The 21988-nt window shown below is 60.4% G+C and carries 21 protein-coding genes, 1 tRNA gene and 1 pseudogene; 15 read left to right on the top strand and 8 right to left on the bottom strand.

Translation table 11 applies throughout. The annotated features are described in order from the left end of the window. Positions 1 to 34: 34 nt before the first annotated feature. Both recA and alaS read left to right on the top strand, forming a co-directional pair. On the top strand, positions 35 to 1105 hold the full coding sequence (gene recA, locus C8N32_RS01930) for a recombinase RecA (protein WP_146159670.1): 1071 nt from the start codon (positions 35 to 37) through the stop codon (positions 1103 to 1105). A gap of 125 nt (positions 1106 to 1230) precedes the next feature. Next, positions 1231 to 3885, top strand: a complete 2655-nt coding sequence (alaS, locus tag C8N32_RS01925; RefSeq protein WP_107890794.1) for an alanine--tRNA ligase — start codon at positions 1231 to 1233, stop codon at positions 3883 to 3885. Positions 3886 to 3935: 50 nt separating this feature from the next. On the opposite strand, the gene C8N32_RS01920 is transcribed toward alaS, so the two are convergent. The 4 genes from C8N32_RS01920 to C8N32_RS01905 all read right to left on the bottom strand — a co-directional run bounded on the left by C8N32_RS01920 (position 3936) and on the right by C8N32_RS01905 (position 6972). Continuing rightward, the gene (locus C8N32_RS01920; protein ID WP_107890793.1) at positions 3936 to 4271 is read right to left on the bottom strand and encodes a DMT family transporter; all 336 of its coding nucleotides are present in this window, start codon (positions 4269 to 4271) and stop codon (positions 3936 to 3938) included. A 10-nt stretch (positions 4272 to 4281) separates the two neighbouring features. Beyond that, positions 4282 to 4893 carry a YitT family protein gene (locus tag C8N32_RS01915; RefSeq protein ID WP_107890792.1) on the bottom strand — a complete coding sequence of 204 codons (612 nt, stop codon included), beginning with the start codon at positions 4891 to 4893 and terminating at the stop codon, positions 4282 to 4284. Positions 4894 to 4964: 71 nt separating this feature from the next. Continuing rightward, positions 4965 to 6179 (bottom strand): NADP-dependent isocitrate dehydrogenase, encoded by a 1215-nt coding sequence (locus tag C8N32_RS01910; protein ID WP_107890791.1) that lies wholly within the window; start codon positions 6177 to 6179, stop codon positions 4965 to 4967. A gap of 139 nt (positions 6180 to 6318) precedes the next feature. Then, the gene (locus tag C8N32_RS01905) at positions 6319 to 6972 is read right to left on the bottom strand and encodes an alpha/beta hydrolase (RefSeq protein ID WP_107890790.1); all 654 of its coding nucleotides are present in this window, start codon (positions 6970 to 6972) and stop codon (positions 6319 to 6321) included. 144 nt (positions 6973 to 7116) lie between these two features. On the opposite strand from C8N32_RS01905, the gene iscR reads away from it, so the two are divergent. The 11 genes from iscR (at position 7117) to C8N32_RS01850 (ending at position 15632) form a co-directional block, all read left to right on the top strand. Continuing rightward, complete coding sequence (gene iscR, locus C8N32_RS01900; protein ID WP_107890789.1) at positions 7117 to 7578, top strand: Fe-S cluster assembly transcriptional regulator IscR; 462 nt, start codon at positions 7117 to 7119, stop codon at positions 7576 to 7578. Continuing rightward, complete coding sequence (locus C8N32_RS01895) at positions 7575 to 8627, top strand: cysteine desulfurase family protein (RefSeq protein WP_107890788.1); 1053 nt, start codon at positions 7575 to 7577, stop codon at positions 8625 to 8627. The genes iscR and C8N32_RS01895 overlap by 4 nt, the downstream gene beginning before the upstream one ends. A gap of 42 nt (positions 8628 to 8669) precedes the next feature. Continuing rightward, positions 8670 to 10193 carry a Fe-S cluster assembly protein SufB gene (gene sufB, locus C8N32_RS01890; RefSeq protein WP_107890787.1) on the top strand — a complete coding sequence of 508 codons (1524 nt, stop codon included), beginning with the start codon at positions 8670 to 8672 and terminating at the stop codon, positions 10191 to 10193. Between the two features lie 6 nt (positions 10194 to 10199). Continuing rightward, positions 10200 to 10484, top strand: coding sequence for a hypothetical protein (locus C8N32_RS01885; protein WP_107890786.1), 285 nt, complete (start codon positions 10200 to 10202; stop codon positions 10482 to 10484). Continuing rightward, positions 10481 to 10792 carry a heavy metal-binding domain-containing protein gene (locus C8N32_RS01880; protein ID WP_107890785.1) on the top strand — a complete coding sequence of 104 codons (312 nt, stop codon included), beginning with the start codon at positions 10481 to 10483 and terminating at the stop codon, positions 10790 to 10792. Before C8N32_RS01885 ends, C8N32_RS01880 begins: the two co-directional genes overlap by 4 nt. Before the next feature lie 10 nt (positions 10793 to 10802). Next, on the top strand, positions 10803 to 11558 hold the full coding sequence (gene sufC, locus C8N32_RS01875; RefSeq protein WP_107890784.1) for a Fe-S cluster assembly ATPase SufC: 756 nt from the start codon (positions 10803 to 10805) through the stop codon (positions 11556 to 11558). Further along, positions 11558 to 12844, top strand: a complete 1287-nt coding sequence (sufD, locus tag C8N32_RS01870) for a Fe-S cluster assembly protein SufD (RefSeq protein WP_107890783.1) — start codon at positions 11558 to 11560, stop codon at positions 12842 to 12844. The genes sufC and sufD overlap by 1 nt, the downstream gene beginning before the upstream one ends. 2 nt (positions 12845 to 12846) lie before the next feature. After that, the gene (locus C8N32_RS01865; RefSeq protein ID WP_107890991.1) at positions 12847 to 13335 is read left to right on the top strand and encodes a YIP1 family protein; all 489 of its coding nucleotides are present in this window, start codon (positions 12847 to 12849) and stop codon (positions 13333 to 13335) included. 21 nt (positions 13336 to 13356) lie between these two features. Continuing rightward, complete coding sequence (locus C8N32_RS01860) at positions 13357 to 13950, top strand: YIP1 family protein (RefSeq protein WP_107890782.1); 594 nt, start codon at positions 13357 to 13359, stop codon at positions 13948 to 13950. Further along, on the top strand, positions 13943 to 15163 hold the full coding sequence (locus tag C8N32_RS01855; protein ID WP_107890781.1) for a cysteine desulfurase: 1221 nt from the start codon (positions 13943 to 13945) through the stop codon (positions 15161 to 15163). Before C8N32_RS01860 ends, C8N32_RS01855 begins: the two co-directional genes overlap by 8 nt. 392 nt (positions 15164 to 15555) lie before the next feature. Continuing rightward, a tRNA-Arg gene (locus C8N32_RS01850) sits at positions 15556 to 15632 on the top strand. 372 nt (positions 15633 to 16004) lie between these two features. On the opposite strand, the gene C8N32_RS01845 is transcribed toward C8N32_RS01850, so the two are convergent. From C8N32_RS01845 to C8N32_RS01835, 3 genes are all read right to left on the bottom strand, one after another. Beyond that, a complete protein-coding gene (locus C8N32_RS01845) occupies positions 16005 to 17276 on the bottom strand; it encodes a type II toxin-antitoxin system HipA family toxin (RefSeq protein ID WP_107890780.1) in 1272 nt (423 codons plus the stop codon). After that, positions 17266 to 17571 carry a helix-turn-helix domain-containing protein gene (locus tag C8N32_RS01840; protein ID WP_107890779.1) on the bottom strand — a complete coding sequence of 102 codons (306 nt, stop codon included), beginning with the start codon at positions 17569 to 17571 and terminating at the stop codon, positions 17266 to 17268. Before C8N32_RS01840 ends, C8N32_RS01845 begins: the two co-directional genes overlap by 11 nt. A gap of 430 nt (positions 17572 to 18001) precedes the next feature. After that, a complete protein-coding gene (locus tag C8N32_RS01835; RefSeq protein ID WP_107890778.1) occupies positions 18002 to 18175 on the bottom strand; it encodes a pyocin activator PrtN family protein in 174 nt (57 codons plus the stop codon). A 331-nt stretch (positions 18176 to 18506) separates the two neighbouring features. Here C8N32_RS01835 and C8N32_RS01830 point away from each other — a divergent pair, with 331 nt between their 5' ends. Next, positions 18507 to 19082, top strand: a complete 576-nt coding sequence (locus C8N32_RS01830) for a recombinase family protein (protein ID WP_107890777.1) — start codon at positions 18507 to 18509, stop codon at positions 19080 to 19082. 14 nt (positions 19083 to 19096) lie between these two features. Further along, positions 19097 to 20965, top strand: a complete 1869-nt coding sequence (locus C8N32_RS15455) for a Hint domain-containing protein (protein WP_107890776.1) — start codon at positions 19097 to 19099, stop codon at positions 20963 to 20965. Positions 20966 to 21071: 106 nt separating this feature from the next. Here the strand turns inward: C8N32_RS15455 and C8N32_RS01820 are convergent. Further along, positions 21072 to 21988, bottom strand: a pseudogene (locus C8N32_RS01820) (IS3 family transposase); the annotation flags it as partial.

The raw sequence follows: 21988 nt of genomic DNA, 5'->3' as shown, positions 1-21988 counted from the left end.
CCCCGAAGCGACTGTGGAATAAGGGAACGGAACAATGGCGATGGCGGATCTTCTGAGCATGAGCGACAAGCGTAATTCCGATAAGCAAAAGGCGCTGGATTCGGCGCTGGCCCAGATCGAACGGCAGTTTGGCAAAGGGTCCATCATGAAGCTTGGCGCCGATAACCCGATAACCGAGATCGAGTCGACTTCGACCGGGTCTCTGGGGCTGGATATCGCACTGGGGATCGGGGGGTTGCCCAAGGGGCGGATCGTTGAAATCTACGGCCCCGAAAGTTCTGGCAAGACGACGCTGACTCTCCATTGCGTGGCTGAGGAGCAGAAGAAAGGCGGTGTTTGCGCCTTCGTCGATGCAGAGCATGCGCTGGACCCGATTTATGCCCGCAAACTTGGGGTCGATCTGGACGAGTTGCTGATTTCCCAGCCCGATACCGGGGAGCAGGCGCTGGAGATTGTCGACACTCTGGTACGTTCCGGGGCGGTCAGCATGGTGGTGGTCGATTCCGTCGCCGCGCTGACGCCGAAATCAGAACTGGAAGGCGACATGGGCGACAACGCCGTGGGTGTACAGGCGCGTCTGATGAGCCAGGCAATGCGAAAGCTGACCGGTTCGATCGCGCGCTCGAACTGCATGGTTATCTTCATTAACCAGATCCGAATGAAGATCGGGGTGCTGTTTGGAAGCCCCGAAACCACGACGGGCGGCAATGCGCTGAAATTCTACTCCTCTGTCCGGCTGGATATCCGCCGCACCGGGGCGGTCAAGGACCGCGATGAGGTCGTAGGCAACCAGACCAAGGTCAAGGTGGTCAAGAACAAGGTCGCTCCGCCGTTCAAGGTCGTCGAATTCGACATCATGTACGGGGAAGGCATCTCCAAGACCGGAGAAATCCTCGACCTCGGGGTGAAGGCCGGTGTGGTGGACAAATCCGGGGCCTGGTACTCCTACGGGGATGAGCGTATTGGCCAGGGGCGGGAAAACGCCAAGACTTTTCTGAAGGAAAACCCCGACATTTCCAATGAGATCGAGGGCAGGATCCGTGCCGCGCACGGGTTGGATTTCACCGATCGGGGCAGTGACGGTGACGATATTCTGGAAGCCTGACCCGAAAAGATAAAATCTGAATGGCCGGGCGGTTTTGCCCGGCTTTTCTGACTGTAGACAGCCCTGCGCAGCGGCGATACATCGGAGGACAAGAACCCCAAGTTTGCCGCGAAAGGCCTGACCGTATGCCGAGCTTGAACGAAATCCGTTCGACTTTTCTGAATTACTTCGAACGCAATGGTCACCAGGTGGTGCACAGTTCGCCTCTTGTGCCCCGCAACGATCCGACGCTGATGTTTACCAACTCGGGCATGGTGCAGTTCAAAAACCTGTTCACCGGGCTGGAAACCCGCGATTACAGGCGCGCCACAACGTCGCAAAAATGCGTGCGTGCCGGGGGCAAGCACAATGACCTGGACAATGTCGGCTATACCGCACGCCACCATACGTTCTTTGAAATGCTGGGTAATTTCAGCTTCGGGGATTATTTCAAGGATCAGGCCATCCCCTTCGCGTGGGAATTGCTGACCAGAGATTTCGACATTCCCGCCGACCGGCTTCTTGTGACGGTGTATCATACGGATGAGGAAGCCGCCGCGATCTGGAAAAAGGTCGCCGGCCTGCCCGATGCGCGCATCATCCGTATCCCCACCAGCGATAACTTCTGGCAGATGGGTCCTACCGGTCCCTGCGGCCCCTGTACGGAGATATTTTTCGACCACGGGGATCATATCTGGGGTGGCCCGCCGGGCAGCCCGGAGGAAGATGGGGACCGTTTCATCGAGATCTGGAACCTCGTTTTCATGCAGAACGAACAGTTCGAGGACGGTTCAATGCGTGCCCTGGACATACAGTCGATCGATACCGGCATGGGGCTGGAACGGATCGGCGCGCTGTTGCAGGGCAAGCATGACAATTACGATACCGATCTTATGCGCGCGCTGATCGAGGCCTCCGCCAATGTCAGTTCGACCGAACCGGACGGGTCAGGAAATGTTCATCACCGGGTGATTGCCGACCACCTGCGCTCCACCGCTTTCCTGATTGCCGATGGGGTGATGCCTTCCAACGATGGCCGTGGCTATGTGCTGCGCCGGATCATGCGCCGTGCCATGCGTCATGCGCATCTTCTTGGGGCGAAAGACCCGATGATGCATCGTCTGGTCCCCGCACTCGTCACCCAGATGGGGGCGGCCTACCCGGAACTGGGTCGTGCCCAGGCCCTGATCGAGGAAACTCTGAAGCTTGAGGAAACTCGCTTCATTCAGACGCTTGACCGGGGTTTGCGTCTTCTGGAAGACGAGTTGGGGAAATTGCCTGAAGGGGCGGCATTGCCGGGCGCGGCGGCGTTCCGCCTTTATGATACCTACGGGTTCCCGCTGGACCTGACGCAGGACGCTTTGCGCGAAGAGGGCCGCACTGTGGATGTGGACGGGTTCGAGGCTGCGATGGCCCAGCAAAAGGCCAAGGCGCGTGCGAGCTGGTCCGGCTCCGGCGAGGCCAAAGATGCCGCCATCTGGTTCGATATCGGCGAAATTCATGGCGCAACCGATTTTCTGGGCTATGACACCGAAATCGCCGAAGGGCAGGTGCTCACACTTGTTGTCGATGGCAAGGCGGTCGACACGCTGGACGAAGGGGCCGAGGGATGGATGGTTGTGAACCAGACTCCGTTCTACGCCGAATCCGGTGGTCAGGTCGGGGATACGGGCACCTACCTCAAGCCCGATGGGGCGGGCGAGATCCTCGATACCCGGAAAATGCCGGGGGGGATTTTTGCCCACCGCCTGCGGGCGGGCAAGGGTGGCCTGAAGCCCGGTGATGCGCTGGAACTGCGCGTCGATCATGCCCGCCGCAGCGCGATCCGGGCCAATCACTCGGCCACGCACCTGATCCATGAGGCTTTGCGGCAGACGCTTGGCGACCATGTCGCACAGAAGGGCAGCCTGAACGCGCCGGAACGGCTGCGGTTCGACTTTTCCCATGCCAAGGCGCTCAGCGCCGGTGAACTGGCGACCGTCGAGGCCGAGGTCAACCGTTTCATCCGCCAGAATACAGCAGTGGAAACCCGCATCATGACGCCCGACGATGCCCGTGCCATAGGGGCACAGGCGCTTTTTGGTGAGAAATACGGGGATGAGGTGCGCGTTGTATCCATGGGGCGCGCCGCGACCGGCAAAGGGGCTGACGGGCAGACCTGGTCCATCGAACTTTGCGGCGGCACCCATGTCAAACAAACCGGCGATATCGGTTTGTGCGTTGTAATGGGGGACAGTGCGTCGTCTTCGGGGGTGCGCCGGATTGAGGCCCTGACCGGGCAGGCGGCGCTGGATCACTTGATCGCGCAGCAAAACCGCCTGAACGCGATCGGTGAGGCGTTGCGCGCGCAACCGGCCGATATCGTCGATCGGGTGAAAGGTCTGCTGGCAGAGCGTAAGGCGATGGAAGCGGAGCTTGCCAACCTGCGCCGTGACCTTGCAATGGCGGGCGGGGGCACATCCCCCGAGGCGCGCGAAGTTGGGGGCTTGCAGTTCCTTGCGCAGATCCTGACCGGGATTTCCGGCAAAGACCTTCCGCCACTCATCGACGAACACAAGGCGCGCATGGGCTCGGGGGCGGTTTTGCTGATCGCGGATACGGGCGGCAAGGCTGCCGTGGCAGCGGGCGTGACGGACGATCTGACCGGAAAGGTCTCCGCTGTCGATCTTGTGCGCGCGGCGGTAGCGGAACTGGGGGGCAAAGGCGGGGGCGGACGCCCGGACATGGCGCAGGGTGGCGGCAAGGATGCCGCCAACGCGGACGCTGCCATCAAGGCCGCCGAGGCTGTTCTGGCGGGGTAAGCCCGTTGACAGGCCCCATATGGCGGGGTGCGGGCCCCGCCAAAGCGCCATCAGTGCATGGCGGTTTCAGAGAACAGGTTGATGACGACGATTCCTGCCACGATCAGGCCCATGCCAACAATCGCGGGGATATCGATACGCTGGTTGAATGCCAGCCATCCGATCAGGGCGATGAAAACCACGCCCAGCCCGGACCACATCGCGTATACGATGCCCAGCGGCATGTATTTCAGCGTCAGAGACAACAGGTAAAAAGACAGCGCGTAGCCCAGAACGACAATTGCAGAGGGAATAAGCCGCGTGAACTGCTGGCTTGCCTGCAAGGCAGAGGTGGCGGCGGTTTCGGTCATTACGGCAAGCAGAAGAAAGACGTATTGCTTTGGCATGTGGCCCCCTTCAGCGCGCGATATAGCGGTCGCGGCGGTGGTTGGTCGCAATGATGATGTTGGTGACCATCGCCCCGGCGAGGGAATAGAGGACGGTGACCGGATCCATCACCCAAAGCGCCAGAGCGAAGACAAAGGCATCGAACCCAAGCTGAACCCATCCGGCGCGTATTCTGCGGGTCTCCTGCATCCAGAAAGCCACGATTCCGATTCCGCCCAGGGATGCCCCATGCCGAAACAGCACCAGCAAGCCGGCGCCCGCCGCCACCCCAGCCAGAATCGCCCCGGCCAGCGGGTGCACCGTTTGAAAGATCAGCAGATTGGGCAGGAGTTCGGTGAAAAGCGAAAGCAGGCCGACTGCGGCAAAGGTTTTCAGGGTGAAGGCAGTCCCCATGCGCCGGAACGCCAGCCAGTAAAATGGCAGGTTCAGAACGAAAAACAAAAGCCCGAAGCGCAGCCCCGATGCGTAGGAGAGCACCAGCGACAACCCGGCGATCTGTCCGGTGGTCAGCATCGCACTACCAAGTAATTGCACGGACAGGGCGACCAGAAGCGTGCCCACAAGCAGGCCCTGCGCGTCATCGAAGAAGCTGTGCCGGGTGTCGGAAAATTCGGTATCCATGGTCTCGCAGATGCCGCGAAACCGCGCCGATGTCCAGAGGAAGGGCCGGCCGCGAGGGCCGGCCCGTTACGTCAGCCCGCAAGGGCCTTGTTGAGGTTCTCGTCCACCTTCTCGAGAAAACCCATGGTGGTGAGCCATTTCTGGTCCGGGCCGACCAGCAGGGCGAGATCCTTGGTCATGAAGCCGGATTCGACGGTTTCGACCACGATGCGCTCCAGCGTTTCGGCAAAGTTGCGCAGGGCGCCGTTGCCGTCCAGCTTGGCACGGTGCTTGAGCCCGCCGGTCCAGGCATAGATCGAGGCAATCGAATTGGTGGAGGTTTCCTCGCCTTTCTGGTGCTGGCGATAGTGACGGGTGACGGTGCCGTGTGCGGCTTCGGCCTCCACGATCTTGCCGTCCGGGGTCATCAACTGGCTGGTCATCAGGCCGAGGCTGCCGAACCCCTGGGCGACGGTGTCGGACTGAACGTCGCCGTCGTAGTTCTTGCAGGCCCAGACGAAGCCGCCATTCCATTTCATCGCGCAGGCAACCATGTCGTCGATCAGGCGGTGTTCGTAATGGATGCCGGCCTTCTTGAACTGATCTTCGAACTCCTGTTCATACACATCCTGAAACAGGTCTTTGAAGCGTCCGTCATAGGCCTTGAGAATCGTGTTCTTGGTGGAAAGATACACCGGCCATCCCAGGCTGAGACCGTAGTTGAACGAGGCGCGGGCAAAGTCGCGGATCGATTCATCGAGATTGTACATCCCCATGGCGACCCCGGCGGCCGGGGCGTCGAACACGTCTTTCTCGATGACGGTACCATCCTCTCCCACGAACTTCATCGTCAGCTTGCCCTTGCCGGGAAAGAGAAAATCCGTCGCGCGGTATTGGTCGCCAAAGGCATGGCGGCCGATGACGATGGGTTGTGTCCAGCCCGGTACGAGCCGCGGCACATTGCGGCAGATGATCGGCGCCCGAAACACCACGCCACCGAGGATGTTGCGGATCGTGCCGTTGGGGCTGCGCCACATTTTCTTGAGGCCGAATTCCTCGACTCGGGCTTCGTCTGGGGTGATGGTGGCGCATTTCACGCCTACGCCGACTTCACGGATCTTGTTGGCGGCGTCGATGGTGATCTGGTCGTTGGTGCGATCACGTTCCTCGATTCCGAGATCGTAGTACAGCAGGTCCAGATCCAGATAGGGTGTGATCAGCTTTTTCTTGATGAAATCCCAGATGATGCGGGTCATCTCGTCGCCGTCGAGTTCGACGACGGGATTCGCGACTTTGATCTTGGACATGGGCTCCCCCGTTTTGCGATGAATCGTTCTGCCGCGTCATAGCGCAAACAGGAACACGGGAAAAGAACAATAGTATGCGAAGGTATACGATTTATGTGGCCAGTACCGCCAAACGCCGCCTTCCCCGGCGGCGGCGCGGTCAGCGGGTGTTTTCCGTCAGGCGCCGTCGCACATAAGCGTCGACTTTGGCAATCATCCCGTCGAGGTAATCGTTCTTGAAAAAATGATCGGCATTTTCAAGTTCCTCATGGGTGATGGTAATACCCTTCTGGTCATGCAGTTTTTCCACCAAGGCGTGGGTATCTTCGGGCGGGGCGACGCGATCGGCGGCGCCATTGATGATCAGGCCGGAATTGGGGCAGGGCGCCAGGAAAGAGAAATCATACATGTTGGCAGGTGGGCTTACCGAGACGAATCCGGTGATTTCCGGTCGCCGCATCAGAAGTTGCATGCCGATCCAGGCCCCGAAAGAGAACCCGGCAACCCAGCAGTGCTTGGCGTTCTGGTTCATGGATTGCAGGTAATCGAGGGCCGCGGCAGCGTCCGATAACTCCCCCACGCCCTGATCGTATTCTCCCTGGCTTCGGCCCACTCCGCGGAAATTGAAGCGCAGCACGTTGAAGCCCATTTCGTGGAAAGTGTAATGGATGCGGTGCACGACGCGGTTGTTCATCGTGCCACCGAATTGCGGATGGGGGTGCAGGATGATCGCGATCGGGGCATCCTTGCCCGGCTGGGAATGATAGCGCCCTTCAAGCCTGCCTGCGGGGCCGGGAAAAATAACCTCGGGCATGTGCGTCCCTTTGGGAGTTGTGCCTGCTGCATTTCTTGACGAAAATCATCAGGCTAACTAAAACGAAGTTGCGTCGGCGTGCCGACTGGGTGAGTTGGAGTTAATGACCTCGCCGCGCGCAGTCAACCATTGCGGAGAGTGTCGATGAAACTCAGCACGAAGGGGCGGTACGCGATGGTCGCGCTTGTCGATCTGGCGCTTCAGCCGGATGACGGCCTGACCTCGTTATCCGAAATCTCTCGCCGCCAGGACATTTCACTGCCCTATCTTGAACAGCTTTTCGTCAAACTGCGCCGTGCGGAGCTTGTCGAATCCGTCCGGGGGCCGGGTGGGGGCTATCGTCTGGCACGGACCGCCGGAGACATTCGGGTGGCCGATGTTCTGGCCGCAGTGGATGAAACCGTGAATGCCATGCATACCGGGGCCGGGGCGTCGGGTGGGGCCAGCGGGTCGCGCGCACAATCGCTGACCAACCGGCTGTGGGAGGGGCTCTCGGCCCATGTTTACGTGTTTCTCCACCAAACGCGGCTGTCGGATATCGTCCGCAACGATCTTGCGCCATGCCCGGCGGTTCCGGCAATCCTGCAGGTGGTGGACGCTCCATGATCCGAGACGCCCGTATCTACCTGGACTACAACGCCACGGCCCCGCTTCGTCCTGAGGCCCGCGCGGCGATGGTGGAGGCAATGGACGTGGTGGGCAACCCTTCCAGCGTACATGCCGAAGGCCGCGCCGCCCGGGCGCTGATGGAGAAGGCCCGCGCGCGGCTGGCGGCGGCCTTGGGGGCCGAGGGTGCGGATATCATCTTTACCTCGGGCGCCAGCGAAGCCGCCGCGCTGGCCTGCGCCGGGCGGGGGTTGCAGGCAGGTGGGGTGGAACACGATGCGGTTGCCGCATGGGTGGAGCCGACGCTGCCGGTCGATGCGCGGGGCGGTGTCGTTGTCGATGATCCTGCATGCAGCGTGTTGCAACTGGCCAATTCCGAAACCGGGGTGGTGCAGGGGCTGCCCAGGGGGCTGGCGGTTTGCGATATGACACAGGCCTTTGGGAAGCTTCCCCTGGCCTTCAACTGGACGGGGGCGCAAATGGCGCTGGTTTCTGCCCACAAGCTGGGCGGCCCCAAAGGTATCGGCGCGCTGGTGATGTGCCGGGGGACGGATCTGGCGGCCCGCATCCGCGGCGGGGGGCAGGAGATGGGCCGCCGCGCGGGGACGGAAAACATTATTGGAATCGCGGGGTTCGGGGCTGCGGCAGAGGCGGCTGTAAGGGATATTGACGAAGGGGTTTGGGCGCGTGTGGAAAAAATTAGAGATATTCTAGAAAAGGCTATTGAGGCTGGCGCAAATAAGACTATTTTTGTCGGGAAAGGCGCGAGACGACTGCCGAACACCTCCTGTTTCTCGACGCCGGGCTGGAAGGGCGAAACACAGGTGATGCAGATGGACCTGGCGGGATTCGCCGTTTCGGCGGGATCGGCCTGTTCCAGCGGCAAGTTGCGCGAAAGCCGGGTGTTGCGGGCGATGGGATTCGACGCGGTTACGGCCGGGTCGGCCATCCGGGTTTCGCTGGGACCGCAAACGCGCGAAGACGATGTGCTGCGCTTTGCCGAAGCGTGGCTGGAGAAAGAGGCAAAATTCCGGGCCCGCGCGGCCTGAACCGACACCCCCGAAACGGGGCGCAGACAGAGAGGCTACCCGATGGCTCCAATTGACGAGGCCGACGTGAAGGACGGCGTGGACAGGGAAACGGTCGAGGCCGTCAGGTCCATGGCCGGGACTTACAAGTACGGCTGGGAAACCGAGATCGAGATGGATTATGCCCCGATGGGGCTGAACGAGGACATCGTGCGCCTGATCTCGTCCAAGAACGATGAGCCCGAGTGGATGACCGAGTGGCGGCTTGCCGCGTTCCGGCGCTGGCGGCAGTTGGAAGAGCCTGACTGGGCGATGGTCGAGTACCCCGAAATCGACTTCCAGAAGCAGTATTACTACGCGCGCCCCAAAAGCATGCAAGAGAAGCCGAAGTCGCTTGACGAGGTGGATCCGAAGCTTTTGGAAACCTATCAGAAGCTGGGGATTCCGCTGAAGGAACAGATGATCCTCGCCGGTGTCGAAGGGGCCGATGCCGTGCCCGCCGAGGCCCGGAAGGTGGCCGTCGATGCGGTTTTCGACAGTGTCAGCGTCGGCACGACCTTCCAGAAGGAGCTGAAAAAGGCCGGGGTGATCTTCTGCTCCATTTCGGAGGCGATCCGGAACCACCCGGAACTGGTGAGGAAATATCTGGGCTCCGTGGTGCCGCAATCGGATAATTTCTACGCGACGCTCAACAGTGCGGTGTTTTCCGACGGCTCGTTCGTTTATGTGCCGCCTGGGGTGCGCTGCCCGATGGAGCTGTCCACCTATTTCCGTATCAATGCCGAGAATACCGGCCAGTTCGAGCGCACGCTGATCATTGCCGACAAGGGGGCCTATGTCAGCTATCTGGAGGGCTGTACCGCACCTCAGCGCGATACCGCGCAGTTGCACGCCGCGGTCGTGGAAATTGTGGTGCTGGACGACGCAGAGGTGAAATATTCCACCGTCCAGAACTGGTTTCCCGGCGATGAAAACGGCAAGGGCGGTATCTACAATTTCGTCACCAAGCGCGCTGACTGCCGTGGCCCGCGCTCCAAGGTCATGTGGACGCAGGTGGAGACAGGCTCCGCCGTGACGTGGAAATACCCGTCCTGCATTCTGCGTGGCGACGGCAGCCAGGGTGAGTTCTATTCCATTGCAATCACCAACAACTGGCAGCAGGCCGATACCGGCACCAAGATGGTGCACCTGGGCCGGAATACACGCTCACGCATCGTGTCGAAGGGCATCAGCGCGGGGCAGGCCCAGAACACCTATCGCGGGCTTGTCTCCATCCACCCCAAGGCGAAAGAAAGCCGAAATTACACGCAGTGCGACAGTTTGCTCATTGGCGACAAATGCGGGGCGCATACCGTCCCTTATATCGAGGTGAGAAACACCTCCAGCAAGGTAGAGCACGAAGCCACGACGTCTAAGGTCGATGACGACCAGTTGTTTTATTGCCGATCGCGCGGGATGGACGAGGAAGAGGCCGTCGCGCTGGTTGTGAACGGGTTCTGCAAGGAAGTGCTTCAGGCTCTGCCGATGGAGTTCGCCATGGAGGCGCAGCAACTCGTGGCGATTTCGCTGGAAGGCAGCGTGGGATGAGCAAAAATGAAAGAACAGCGAAAGCAGGAAACGCAGGTCGTGCCGGGCCACGGCGGGCGGATGGGGCTGACAATGCCAATGCGGCTTTTGATCAGCGCACAGATGCTTTTGTTCATTCTGTCTCTGGAGGACGAGGAAACCGCGCGCTGGTTGGCTGACCAGGCCGGGTTGAGCGCCCATCAGGCAGGATTCGTGGAATTGGCGCTTTCGCTGGTTCTGCTGGTTTTATGGGGGCTTTGCATGATCGGCTGGGTGCGCATTGCCCACCGGAATTCGGAGGATCGGAAATGATTGTCACCACCACCCCGAATGTCGAGGGAAAGACCATCGCCGCTTATCACGGCGTCGTCGTGGGGGAGGCCATTCTCGGCGCCAACGTGTTCCGCGATATCTTTGCCGGTATCACGGACATTATCGGGGGGCGGTCGGGGGCTTATGAACAATCGCTGGGCGAGGCCCGCGAAACAGCCCTGCGCGAACTGGAGCAACGGGCGCAGGCGGTCGGCGGCAACGCGGTCGTGGGGGTCGATCTGGATTATGAAGTTATCAACAACATGCTGATGGTGTCGGCCTCGGGCACGGCCGTCTCGCTGGCATAAGGGAAATGAAATGCTGAACATCAAGAACCTGCACGTCAAACTCGAAGAAGAGGACAAGCCCATCCTGAAGGGGGTGGACCTGACCGTGGAGGCCGGTAAGGTCCACGCGATCATGGGGCCGAACGGTTCGGGCAAATCGACGTTGTCCTACGTGCTGTCGGGGCGCGACGGCTATGAGGTGACGGACGGTTCCGCCCATCTGCGTGGGGCCGACCTGCTGGGGATGGACCCCGAGGAGCGTGCCGCGGCAGGCCTGTTTTTGGCATTTCAGTACCCGGTGGAAATTCCGGGCGTGGGCAACATGACCTTCCTGCGAACCGCCGTGAACGCCCAGCGTAAGGCCCGTGGAGAAGAGGAGATGGACGCCGCGACTTTCCTGAAGGAGGTTCGCGCCAGGGCCAGAGATCTGCAGATCGACGCCGAGATGCTCAAGCGGCCTGTGAACATGGGGTTCTCCGGCGGTGAGAAAAAGCGGAACGAGATTCTTCAGATGGCGATGCTGGAGCCGAGAATGTGCATTCTCGACGAAACCGATTCCGGCCTCGATGTGGACGCGATGAAGCTGGTCGCCGATGGGGTGAACGCCCTGCGCAGCCCCGACCGCGGCTTCCTTGTCATCACCCATTACCAGCGTTTGCTGGATCATATCGTGCCGGATGTCGTCCATATCATGGCTGACGGGCGCATTGTGAAAACCGGCGGTGCAGACCTGGCGCTGGAGGTCGAACAGAACGGCTACGCCGATATTCTTGCGGAGGTGGCGTAATGGCGGCGCCGCAAGTCAGGCAGGATGTGACCGAGGGGCGGTTGTCGGCCCTTGCCTTCCCCCAAGCGGCAGGCTGGACCTTGCCTGCACGCCAGGGGGCGCTGGCACGGGTGCGGGCAATGGGCCTTCCCGGACGGCGCGATGAGTACTGGCGCTTTACCGATCCCGCGACGCTGACCGCCGCCGAACCGCAGGCCGCGCGTCTGTTCGAGCCGGGGGAGAGCGCGCCGTTTTCAACCATGGACCGGGTGCAACTGGTCTTCGTCGATGGCGTGTTCGATGCCGGCGCCTCCGACGATCCGGCGCTGGCGGGGGTGGAAATTTCCCGCCTGGCCGAAGCTCAGGATCAGGATATCCATTGGGCGCGGGATATCTACGGTGTGCTCGAGGCGCATGGGCAGACGCCGGTGGAGCGTCCGCTGGCGGCACTGAACACGGCCTTCGCAACCGACGGCGTGCTGATCCGTGTGACCGGGCAGGCCAGCAAACCGGTGAACCTTGTTTACCTGCACTGCTCTGAAACATCGGATGCCATTCTGCATCATGTTATCCGTCTCGAACAAGGCGCAGATCTGACCCTGCTGGAAAACGGCCCGGCGGCGGCACGTTTCAACAAGGTAATGGAGGTTGACGTTGCCGACGGCGCGGCCTTTCACCATGTCCGCACCCAGGGCCGGGACCATGACCGCCGCGCGGTGACCCATGTCTTTGCCCGCCTGGGAGAGAGCAGCACGTTCAAGTCCTTTACCATGACGGCGAACGGCATTCTGACCCGCAATGAGTGCATCATCGAATTGACCGGCGACAATGCCGTGGCGCATGTTGCCGGCGCGGCCGTGGGGGATGGGACGTTCCACCATGACGATACGGTCTTTGTTACGCACGATGCGGAGAATTGCGAGAGCCGGCAAGTATTCAAGAAGGTGCTGCGCAACGGTGCCACCGGGGTCTTCCAGGGCAAGATTCTGGTACAACCGGGCGCGCAGAAGACCGACGGTTACCAGATTTCCCAATCTCTGCTGCTGGATGAGGATAGCCAGTTCCTTGCCAAGCCGGAGCTGGAGATCTATGCCGACGATGTGGCCTGTTCCCATGGGTCGACATCGGGTGCGATTGACGAGGAGGCGCTTTTCTACCTGCGTTCGCGCGGGGTGCCGAAGGGGGAGGCCACGAATTTGCTGGTGCTGTCCTTTCTTGCCGAAGCGATCGAGGAAATCGAACGCGAGGAAATCCGGGAAGAGATTCTCGACCGCCTCGCGGCATGGCTGGAGCGGCACCGGAGCTAACCATGTCCCTGACCCTGGAAGTTCTTTCGACATGGCGTAATCCGCGCGCGGCCATGCGTCGGCAACTGGCCGCAGGTCAACGCGAAGACCGGGCGATCGTCTACCTGATGGTTGCGTGTCTCCTGGTGTTCGTTTCGCAATGGCCGGGGTTGGCACGGCAGGCGTATCACGACCCGGAAATCCCGCTCGACGCACGGATCGGTGGCGCCCTGATGGCATGGATGTTCCTGGCCCCGCTGATTTTTTACGGGTTGGCGGCGGTCAGTCATCTCGTCAGCCGTGCCTTCGGAGGGCAGGGCACATGGTACAGCGCGCGGCTGGCGCTGTTCTGGTCGCTTTTGGCAGTGTCACCGGTGTGGTTGCTGCACGGGCTTGTGGCCGGGTTCATCGGGGCGGGAGCGGCGCTGGGGCTGGTTGCCACGGTTCTTGCGGTTGCGTTTCTGGCCATCTGGCTGTTGTCTTTGGCCGAGGCCGAGAAAATCGGTACCTGATACTGAAGGACGAGACCGGACATGTTGAAACCGCTGCTGGGCCTGGCCCGTGATACTGTCAGTAATCCGCGCGAAGGGGCCGGCCGCGTTCTGGCCATGCCGCTGCGCGAGGGGCAGCTTTGGCAGGCTCTGGCTCTGATCGTCGTGTTGAGCGTTCTGCTCACGCAGGCAGGGGATATGCTGGTCCCCGCGCCGGTGGATCCGTTGCTGCCCGTGTTCATGCAAAACCCGCTTTTGACGGCGACGATTCAGGGGGCGCTGCTGGTGGTGATGGTCTTTGCCATCTACTGGATCGGACGGGGCTTTGGCGGGCGGGGCGGTTTTGGCGGGGCATTGCGGCTGACCGTTCTGTTGCAGTTCATCATGGTCTGCCTTCAGGTGGTTCAGACGGTGGCGCTGATCGTTTTGCCGCCGGTTGCGGGGCTGATTGGAATTCTGGGGATTGGCCTGTTCTTCTGGCTTCTAAGCCATTTCGTGACGGTCCTGCATGGGTTCCGCTCACCTTTAAAGGTATTTTTCATGATACTTCTGTCGATGGCCGGTATCGTGTTTGGTCTTAGCCTGGTGCTGTCTCTGCTGGGGATGACGTTCAGCGGAGGGATGAGCGATGTATGACCTGTCCGCCGTCCGGCGCGATTTTCCCATCCTGTCGCGCAAGGTAAACGGCAAGCCGCTGGTATACCTTGATAACGGGGCCTCGGCGCAGAAGCCGAAGGTGGTGATCGATACTATAACCCGTGCGTATGCCGAGGATTATGCCAACGTTCACAGAGGGTTGCACACGCTCTCTACCATTTCCACGGAAAGATACGAGGCCGTCCGGGGTACGGTCGCCCGTTTCCTGAATGCTGCCAGTGAAGATGAGATCGTCTTTACCAGCGGGACGACCGAGGGCATCAACCTTGTTGCCTATGGCTGGGCCATGCCCCGGATGGAACCGGGGGATGAGATCGTGCTGAGCGTGATGGAGCATCACGCCAATATCGTGCCGTGGCATTTCCTGCGCGAACGGCAGGGCGTTGTGCTGAAGTGGGTGGATGTGGATGCAGCCGGGAATCTCGACCCGCAGGCGGTTCTGGACGCGATTGGCCCCAAAACCAGACTGGTCGCGGTAACGCATATGTCCAATGTTCTGGGAACCGTGGTGGATGTGGCCGCCATTGCCCGTGGAGCACGCCAGCACGGCGTTCCGGTGCTGGTGGATGGCAGTCAGGCGGCGGTTCACATGCCCGTGGATGTGCAGGCCATCGGGGCCGATTTCTATGCGATCACCGGGCACAAGCTTTACGGGCCATCGGGCTCGGGGGCGATTCATATCCGCAAAGATCGCATGACCCAGATGCGCCCCTTCATCGGGGGGGGGGACATGATCCGCGAGGTACACAAGGATGGGGTTCTTTACAACGACCCGCCGATGAAATTCGAGGCCGGCACCCCCGGCATTGTCGAACAGATCGGCCTTGGCGCAGCGCTTGATTACCTGATGGGGCTCGGGATGACCCGGATCGCCGAGCATGAGCGTGACGTCGCCTCTTATGCGATGGACAGGCTTTCGGGGTTGAACTGGGTGCAGGTCCAGGGCCGGGCGAAACAGCGTGGTGCGATTTTCTCCTTTACGCTGGACGGGCCGGCACATGCCCATGACATCTCGACCGTTCTCGACAAGAAGGGCATCGCCGTGCGTGCCGGGCAGCACTGCGCGGGCCCGCTGATGGATCGCCTCGGGCTGACGGCGACCTGCCGGGCGTCGTTTGGCCTCTATAATACTTTCGAAGAGGTCGATGCGCTGATCGATGGGTTGGAGCTTTGTCACGATCTGCTGGCGTGATCTCCGGCCCTGCCAGGGCAAGAAAACCGTTTGCAGCCCCGTGCGCTTTCCCCTATATCCGCCCCCAGGCACCCGTGGCTTGGTTGGATGACACCGCGCCTTCCGCAAGCTGTCGGCACTGTGGTTAACGGGTTGCAAATGGAAGAGAAAAGGACTTAGTAAAATAGGCCCGCACCGTTTCCCGCGCAGCTATGTGGGAATCAAGGGGTCCCTTAGCTCAGCTGGATAGAGTGTCGCCCTCCGAAGGCTGATGTCAAGGGGATGCCGTGATGAAGAGGACTAAGAAAGAGACGTGATACCAAGCTCTTGCCGAGCAGATCGTTTTTCGATTTAAAGGCTGGAGAAGTCGCGTAAGCACTGCGTAAGCAGTCAGGGCCTGACGGTTCTACTGCGCACCCATAGCTCAGCTGGATAGAGCGTCGCCCTCCGAAGGCGAAGGCCTCAGGTTCGAATCCTGATGGGTGCGCCATTAACCTCGAAAATCCACGATTTCGGCTCGCTAGCCAGATTGTCCCGGCGCTGCCGAGCTTGCCGCGCGGGTGCAGTTCATCCCGCGATGGACTGGACGGATTTGTATTGTAAATCAGGTGCTTGGCGAGTTCTGTGTGCAGTATTTGCACACGAGTTTTCGCGCTTTGTTTCCTACTCATTCGCGCGATACGTCGCGATTCAGTCGCCGTAGCCTCGATCTTCTTGCAACCTACGCAGGCTCAACGAATTTCGTCCGAGTGAGGTGTCCGTCCCGCCGTGAGGCTGGACCGATCGTCATCGCCGATATGGCTTGCCGATCCGTGATCTCCAACTGGGGCTGGCCCGGAAATTCCCGACCTTGGTCGCCCGGTCACCCGACCAGAACGGCCGTCATCGTCCGGACGTGGGTGTCGATGCGCTCCAGGACCGCGCCGGGTACGACGGCGCGTTCGGGCAGATCCCACCAATGCGCATCGACCGCCTGAACGGTTTCGACAACCGCCTTCAAAACGGCGGGTTCGGGGAGCTTGGCGCGGTTGGCGAAGGCCTTCCAGCGCGATGAGGTCAGTGCTTTGAAGGCGCGCTCGCCGCCGAGCGATAGGGCCAGGTCGTCCGCAGGAAGATAAGGGATGGTCGAGAGCAGGTCGTAGACGGGCGCGAGGGCAGGGGCGTTGCCGTCCCCGGGGTAGATCAGCGACCAGTTTTTCAGGTGCATGTCGCCGTTGCCCATGATTACCGAGAGCGCGAGACGCCGGACGAACTCCAGCGCCGCCAACGGAGAAATGGCTATGCTGAGCGCTGATGCGATATCGTGGTAGGCTGCGCCCTCGTATTTGCGCGCGGGGGGGATGCCGAACACTTGGGCGAAATCCTCGATATGGATGCGCTGGCCGCCCGGCCCGCGGTCGAAGCGACGCAGCAGCAGGACCCGCCCCTCGGTCATGGTCTCGAATTCCTCCGGGATGCCGTCGAACTGATCGCGGGTGATCAACTCGCGCTCGGGCACCTCCATGCCGATGGCTTCGGCCAGTGCGAGGTTGGCAAATTCGTTCTCCGACACCGCCGGAAAAGCCGTGGAGGGGAACTTGGCGATGTATTCTCCGTCGCCGTCGCCGTCGCCGTCGCCGTCGCCGTCGCCGTCGCCGAGCGGTACGGTCAGCCCGCCACCTTTGCCAGTGTTCTTCATCACTGAGAGCTTCATATGGACGCCGGCCAGCGAGAAGCGAGCTTTCGGCGCCGTCTGGGTAGCCTTCGCTGGGGCCAGGTCAGGGCCGTCGCCCGGCAGGGCGCGCACAGCGCCGGGTAGATCGGCCCCGAGCGCTGCGAGCAGGTCGAAGTCATTGCCGGGACGGACGCGCCCGGCGTGGTGCTTTTCCATCGCGTCGCGCAGCTTGTCCTCGGGAAGCAGGTTGGCGAAGAAGGCCGGTAAAGAGCCCGCGATCGGCCGCGGATCCTTCCGCAGCCCGCCATTCGCCGCTCGGAAGGACAGACTGAGGATGGGGTATCCACCCGTCGCGCGATAGGCAGGATCGAAGCTGAAAGCGTTGAAATCGCCCGGGGTTCGGACGATGGTGCCGATCTTGTGCCGGTTCAGGAAAATGTTGAGCGCCTGAACGCTGGCGGCAGTGTGTTCAGCGCTCATCGTCAGGCTCCGGTTGGGGGGCGAAGGCCGGAGCATCCTCCCCGGCCTCGGGGCTGAGCAAGGTGTTGACTGCTGGCACCAGGAATTGCGGGATCAACATCATCTCGAGCCCGAGCGCGCGCGCAACATTCATCAGCGTGGTGGCGCGCGCGGCGGCGGCGGCTGTCTCGATGTCGCGGTAGCGCGGGCGGGAAATGCCGGCCAATTCGGCGACCTGTTCTTGGGTCAACCCGGCGGTCAGCCGCGCCCGGCGGAGCTGCGCGCCGATCATGTGAAGCGAGTCTGTTTCGGGCATTGAAGATACTTTTGCGATTCATTTTATTACCATTGATCTGAAAACATATCACTGGTCCACCGGAATGGCAAGGTTGTGATCCGTATGGATATCTTTATGTTGCCCGAAGAAATGTATAGGTATCATTGGCGCGGGAGCCAAGGAGCGACGGCACGAAGCGTAATCAGGCTGCACAGCAACGGCGCATCTGATGGGGGCGACCTTCAGATGTAGGCGACGATCTCTTGTACAACGGTATCTATATAGGCGGGCACATGCTTGCTCTGCTTTGCGAGCAGGTTCCGGTCATTACCATCCAGCGCCACCATCCAGCACCGTTGCGAGCTTGACGATAATGCGATCGTCGATCCGATCCTTGCCCACGTGGCGTAGGGTCCGGAACACTGCACCGGTCTTTTGGCCCTGCGCTGTGAGCGTCTTGGGGGACGCCCTATGCGCCCTTCTGGCTCCGCTCGGAGCGGACCAGCGACAGGTCGATTTTCCCGGCGCTGACTTTTCGAAAGAACTTCTGAACCGTCAAATCGGAGAAGTAGTCTCGGCAGACGATGCCCGCTGGGATAACCGCCTTGCCGTCATATTGCGCCATCAGAAGGAAAGGGGGCATGGCTCGGCCCGGGTGACACGTCGGCATTGAGCTTGCTGGAGCCGGGAGGGATAGCAACGGACGCGGGATGCGGGGTGGGTGGGCGACAACTTCAGGTGGAATGGTTGGCCTGAGTGGAACACGCGAGTTGCCGAGCGGTAGCGATTCAAGATATCCCTGTTCTAGCAAGACTATTTCGGGGAGGTTTTATGAAAGCGTTCGAGTTCGATTCTGAAACCGGACCACCCGATAGGGGCAGGCCACCCGAACACAAAATTCTGGATAGCCCCAGTACCATAAAAATAGTATAACTTAATTTGTAAAAGAGGCCCCTTAGCCGTAAAATTCATACATGAGTTTCACAAAAACCGGATATGCGCGATGCTCGGCCGACCGGCAGGATTTGTCGGCGCAAAAGCAGGCGCCCGAAAACCTCGGCGTGAGCCCGGATCACATCTATACCGACCACGGATTGACCGGCACCAACCGGGCACGCTCCGGTTTGGACCAGGCCCTTGCCGCCGTGCGTGAGGAGGATACGCTTGTGGTGCCCAAGCTCTCCCGGCTGGCGCGCCCTGTTCCCGATGCCCGTGACATTGCCGACCGACTGCAAGAGCGCAACGTCAACTTCGCGCTTGGTGCGTGGGTCTATGACCCGACCGATCCCATGGGCAAAATGTTCTTCAATCTCCCCGCCACCTTTGCCGAATTCGAAGCCGACCTGATCCGAATGCGTATCCGCAAAGGGATGACCATCGCCCGCGCCAAAGGCAAACAGCGCGGCAAACAACCAAAACGTTTCGACAGTCAGTCCCGAGAACTGCGCCGCATGTACGAAACGGGTGAGTATTCCGTCAGCGCCCTGGCCGAGGTTTTCTCAGCCTCACGGCCAATCGTATATCGAACGTTGCAACGTCAGCCTGCTTAGGACCAGCTGGCTCGATGGCCCTCTCGATTGTCGACCCTACCTCCACAGAAATCGAGCACCTCGCCTCGGTGGACGTCAAATTTTCCGGGGCTCATATTGGTGGGGGGATATATTTCAGCGCCAATCACAATCCTACACCTGGGGGGGGCAGCACTGCGGTTCCTCAAAGCAGTCTGACAGGTGAAGCAGAAAGTCACGCAACGACGGAACTTGACTACACTTTGCCATCCGGTGGTGAGCCCTGGAATACCTACCGCGAAGACATCGATGGAGATGGCGACGTTGATATTGTGTTGGCTGGCTTCGATATGAGCCTGCATGTGGGAGAGCGCCTTGCCAGCACTGGTGAATTCTATGATGGGCCTTCTGTTCCGCTTCTGATCGCCAATGACCCAAATGATCTGTCAGGTGATGTGACGATTACTGGATACCCGTCTGCCGCCAATTCTCTGGATGGCACCAGCGGCACTCTTCATCAAACAACGGGAACCCTGGCTACCGGTGGTTATACCGACCAAACCGTCGGTGTAGATGCCGGAGGTTACTTCACAATAGACGATGCCGAAGCCGTCGGAGGCATGAGTGGCGGCGGAACTTTTCTTGACTTCGATGCCAACGGGGATGGAACGACTGAAACCTATCTGATCGGCTCCGTGGCGAGGGCTGGAACCATCAGGGATTCAGACACAGGCGAAGTGCTGGGCACCTTTGTGCAATCCGCCTCGTTTTCTCCACACTACGCTGACCTTGCAGCTGCCATTGAGGGCTTGACCGGCGACGAAGCCCGAACAGCCGATGACTTTCCACGCATGACCTTGCTTTCAGCACAGACGGTCGGTTCAACCCTGACGACCGTGCAGGGCCAGTTTTTCCATGAGGACATCTATGGTGGTGTTAACGCAGATACACTTCTTGGAGCAGGAGGGGATGATCATATTTTCGGAGGAGACGGAGCCGACAGCATTGATGGCGGCACCGGTTCTGATCGCATTGACGGGGGCAGTGGAGGCGACACCTTGTCCGGCGGGGCGGGCGCGGACTGGTTTGTCGGAAGCGGACTGGGTGGCGGGGCGACGGATGTCATAACCGATTTTGAAGCCACCGGCGGTGATGTGATCGATCTCAGTTCATATTTTGTGACTTTGGATGACGTCGTGGCAGCAACAGTGGAGTTGGGTGACGGGTCTATTTTAATCTCCTTGCCCATCGGATTGGGCGGCGGTGCTGTTCAGGTCCTTGATACGACCATTGCGGACCTCAATGCTACAAACGTCAATGTTGTATGCTTTACTGAGGGCACACTCATCCTCACCTCCAATGGTGAAAAGCCCGTGGAAACCTTGGTGGTCGGCGATGAAGTTTTGACATACAATGGTCATTCCAAACCTCTGAAGGCGATCAATATACGGCGTTTGGGTCAACTAGAGTTGGGCGACCGACCCAACCTTTGGCCAGTTGTCATCGAAAAGAACGCCTTGGGTTCCGGAATTCCCCACAAGCGGCTGAGAGTATCGCCGCAGCACCGGCTGCTGATAAACAGCAAGATCGCTCAGAGAATAGCTGGAGAGCCCGCGCTCGTTTCAGCCAAAAAAATTCTCGGCCATCCAGGAACCCGCCAACCGCGTCCCCCCAACGGCTGCACCTATATACATCTCATCTTCGAGGAGCATGAAGTTATTCAAGCTAACGGATGTTGGAGCGAAAGCTTTTATCCAGGGGATCAAGCCTTGCTTACTCTACCCCGTCAACTCGCGCAAGAATACAGCAATATCTTTGGCCAGTTTTCCGGACCGAATCGCCCGATACTCGACGGACAAAAGGCCCGTAACATGATCAACCGGCACCTGAAAAACGCCAAAGCGCTACAAATACAGCAGAGATAGGCGGTAAAACTTGCGTCTATAGCTGCGTTGTGGATGGAACTACCCGCTATGTAGGGATCACGGATGATGAAGTGGCCTGCCCCTATCGGGTGGTCCGGTTTCAGTCTTAGTGCATGACGGGTCTTGGCGCCAAGGCAGATGCCTGCGGCGGGGCTGATCCCTGGTCTCGAAACGGTGCCCAGTGAACGGCCTCCGGCGCTGGTGGCCGATAGCCCAGGGACGAGTGAGGCCGCGCCGTGTTGTAATGGACCCGCCACGCCTCGATCACCACGCGTGCCTCGGCCAGCGAGTAGAAGATCTCGCCGTTCAGCAACTCGTCCCTGAGCTTCGAGTTGAAGCTCTCGCAGTAGCCGTTCTCCCACGGACTACCCGGTTCGATGAACGCGGTGTTAGCCCCACCGCGTCGATCCAGTGCCGCACCGCCTTGGCGATGAACTCGGGGCCGTTATCGGATCGGACGTGGCAGGGCACACCTCGCAGGATAAACAGGTCGGTCAGAACATCGATCACGGCGGTGGAATTGAGCTTCCGGTCGATCCTGATCGCCAGGCACTCCCGGGTGAACTCGTCGATGACATTCAGCATCCTGAACTTCCTTGCGTCATGCGTCCGGCTCTCGACAAAATCGTAGGACCAGACGTGGTTCGGGCGCTCCGGCCGCAGACGGATGCATGATCCATCGTTCAGCCAGAGCCGCCCCTTCTTCGGCTGCTTATGCGGTACCTTAAGCCCCTCCCGCCGCCATATTCGTTCGACCCGCTTCACGTTCACCGCCCATCCAGCATCGCGGAGAAGAGCCGCGATCCGGCGATAGCCGTAGCGGCCGTACTGGCTGACGAGTGCGATGATGTCCGCGGTCAGCGCGTCTTCGTCGGGACGGCCCCGCGGCACCTTGCGTTGTGTCGAGCGATGCTGACCAAGTGTCCGGCAGGCGAAGCGCTCCGAGACGGAGAACTTCTGCCTGACGTGGTCGATGCAACGGCGGCGGCGGGCGGGGCTTAGTAGTTTCCCGAGGCAGCCTCT

The organism is Rhodovulum imhoffii, assembly GCF_003046545.1.
Classification (GTDB): Bacteria; Pseudomonadota; Alphaproteobacteria; order Rhodobacterales; family Rhodobacteraceae; genus Rhodovulum; species Rhodovulum imhoffii.
Note: the sequence above shows the minus strand (reverse complement) of the source record. Positions and strands in the feature narration are given on the sequence as shown.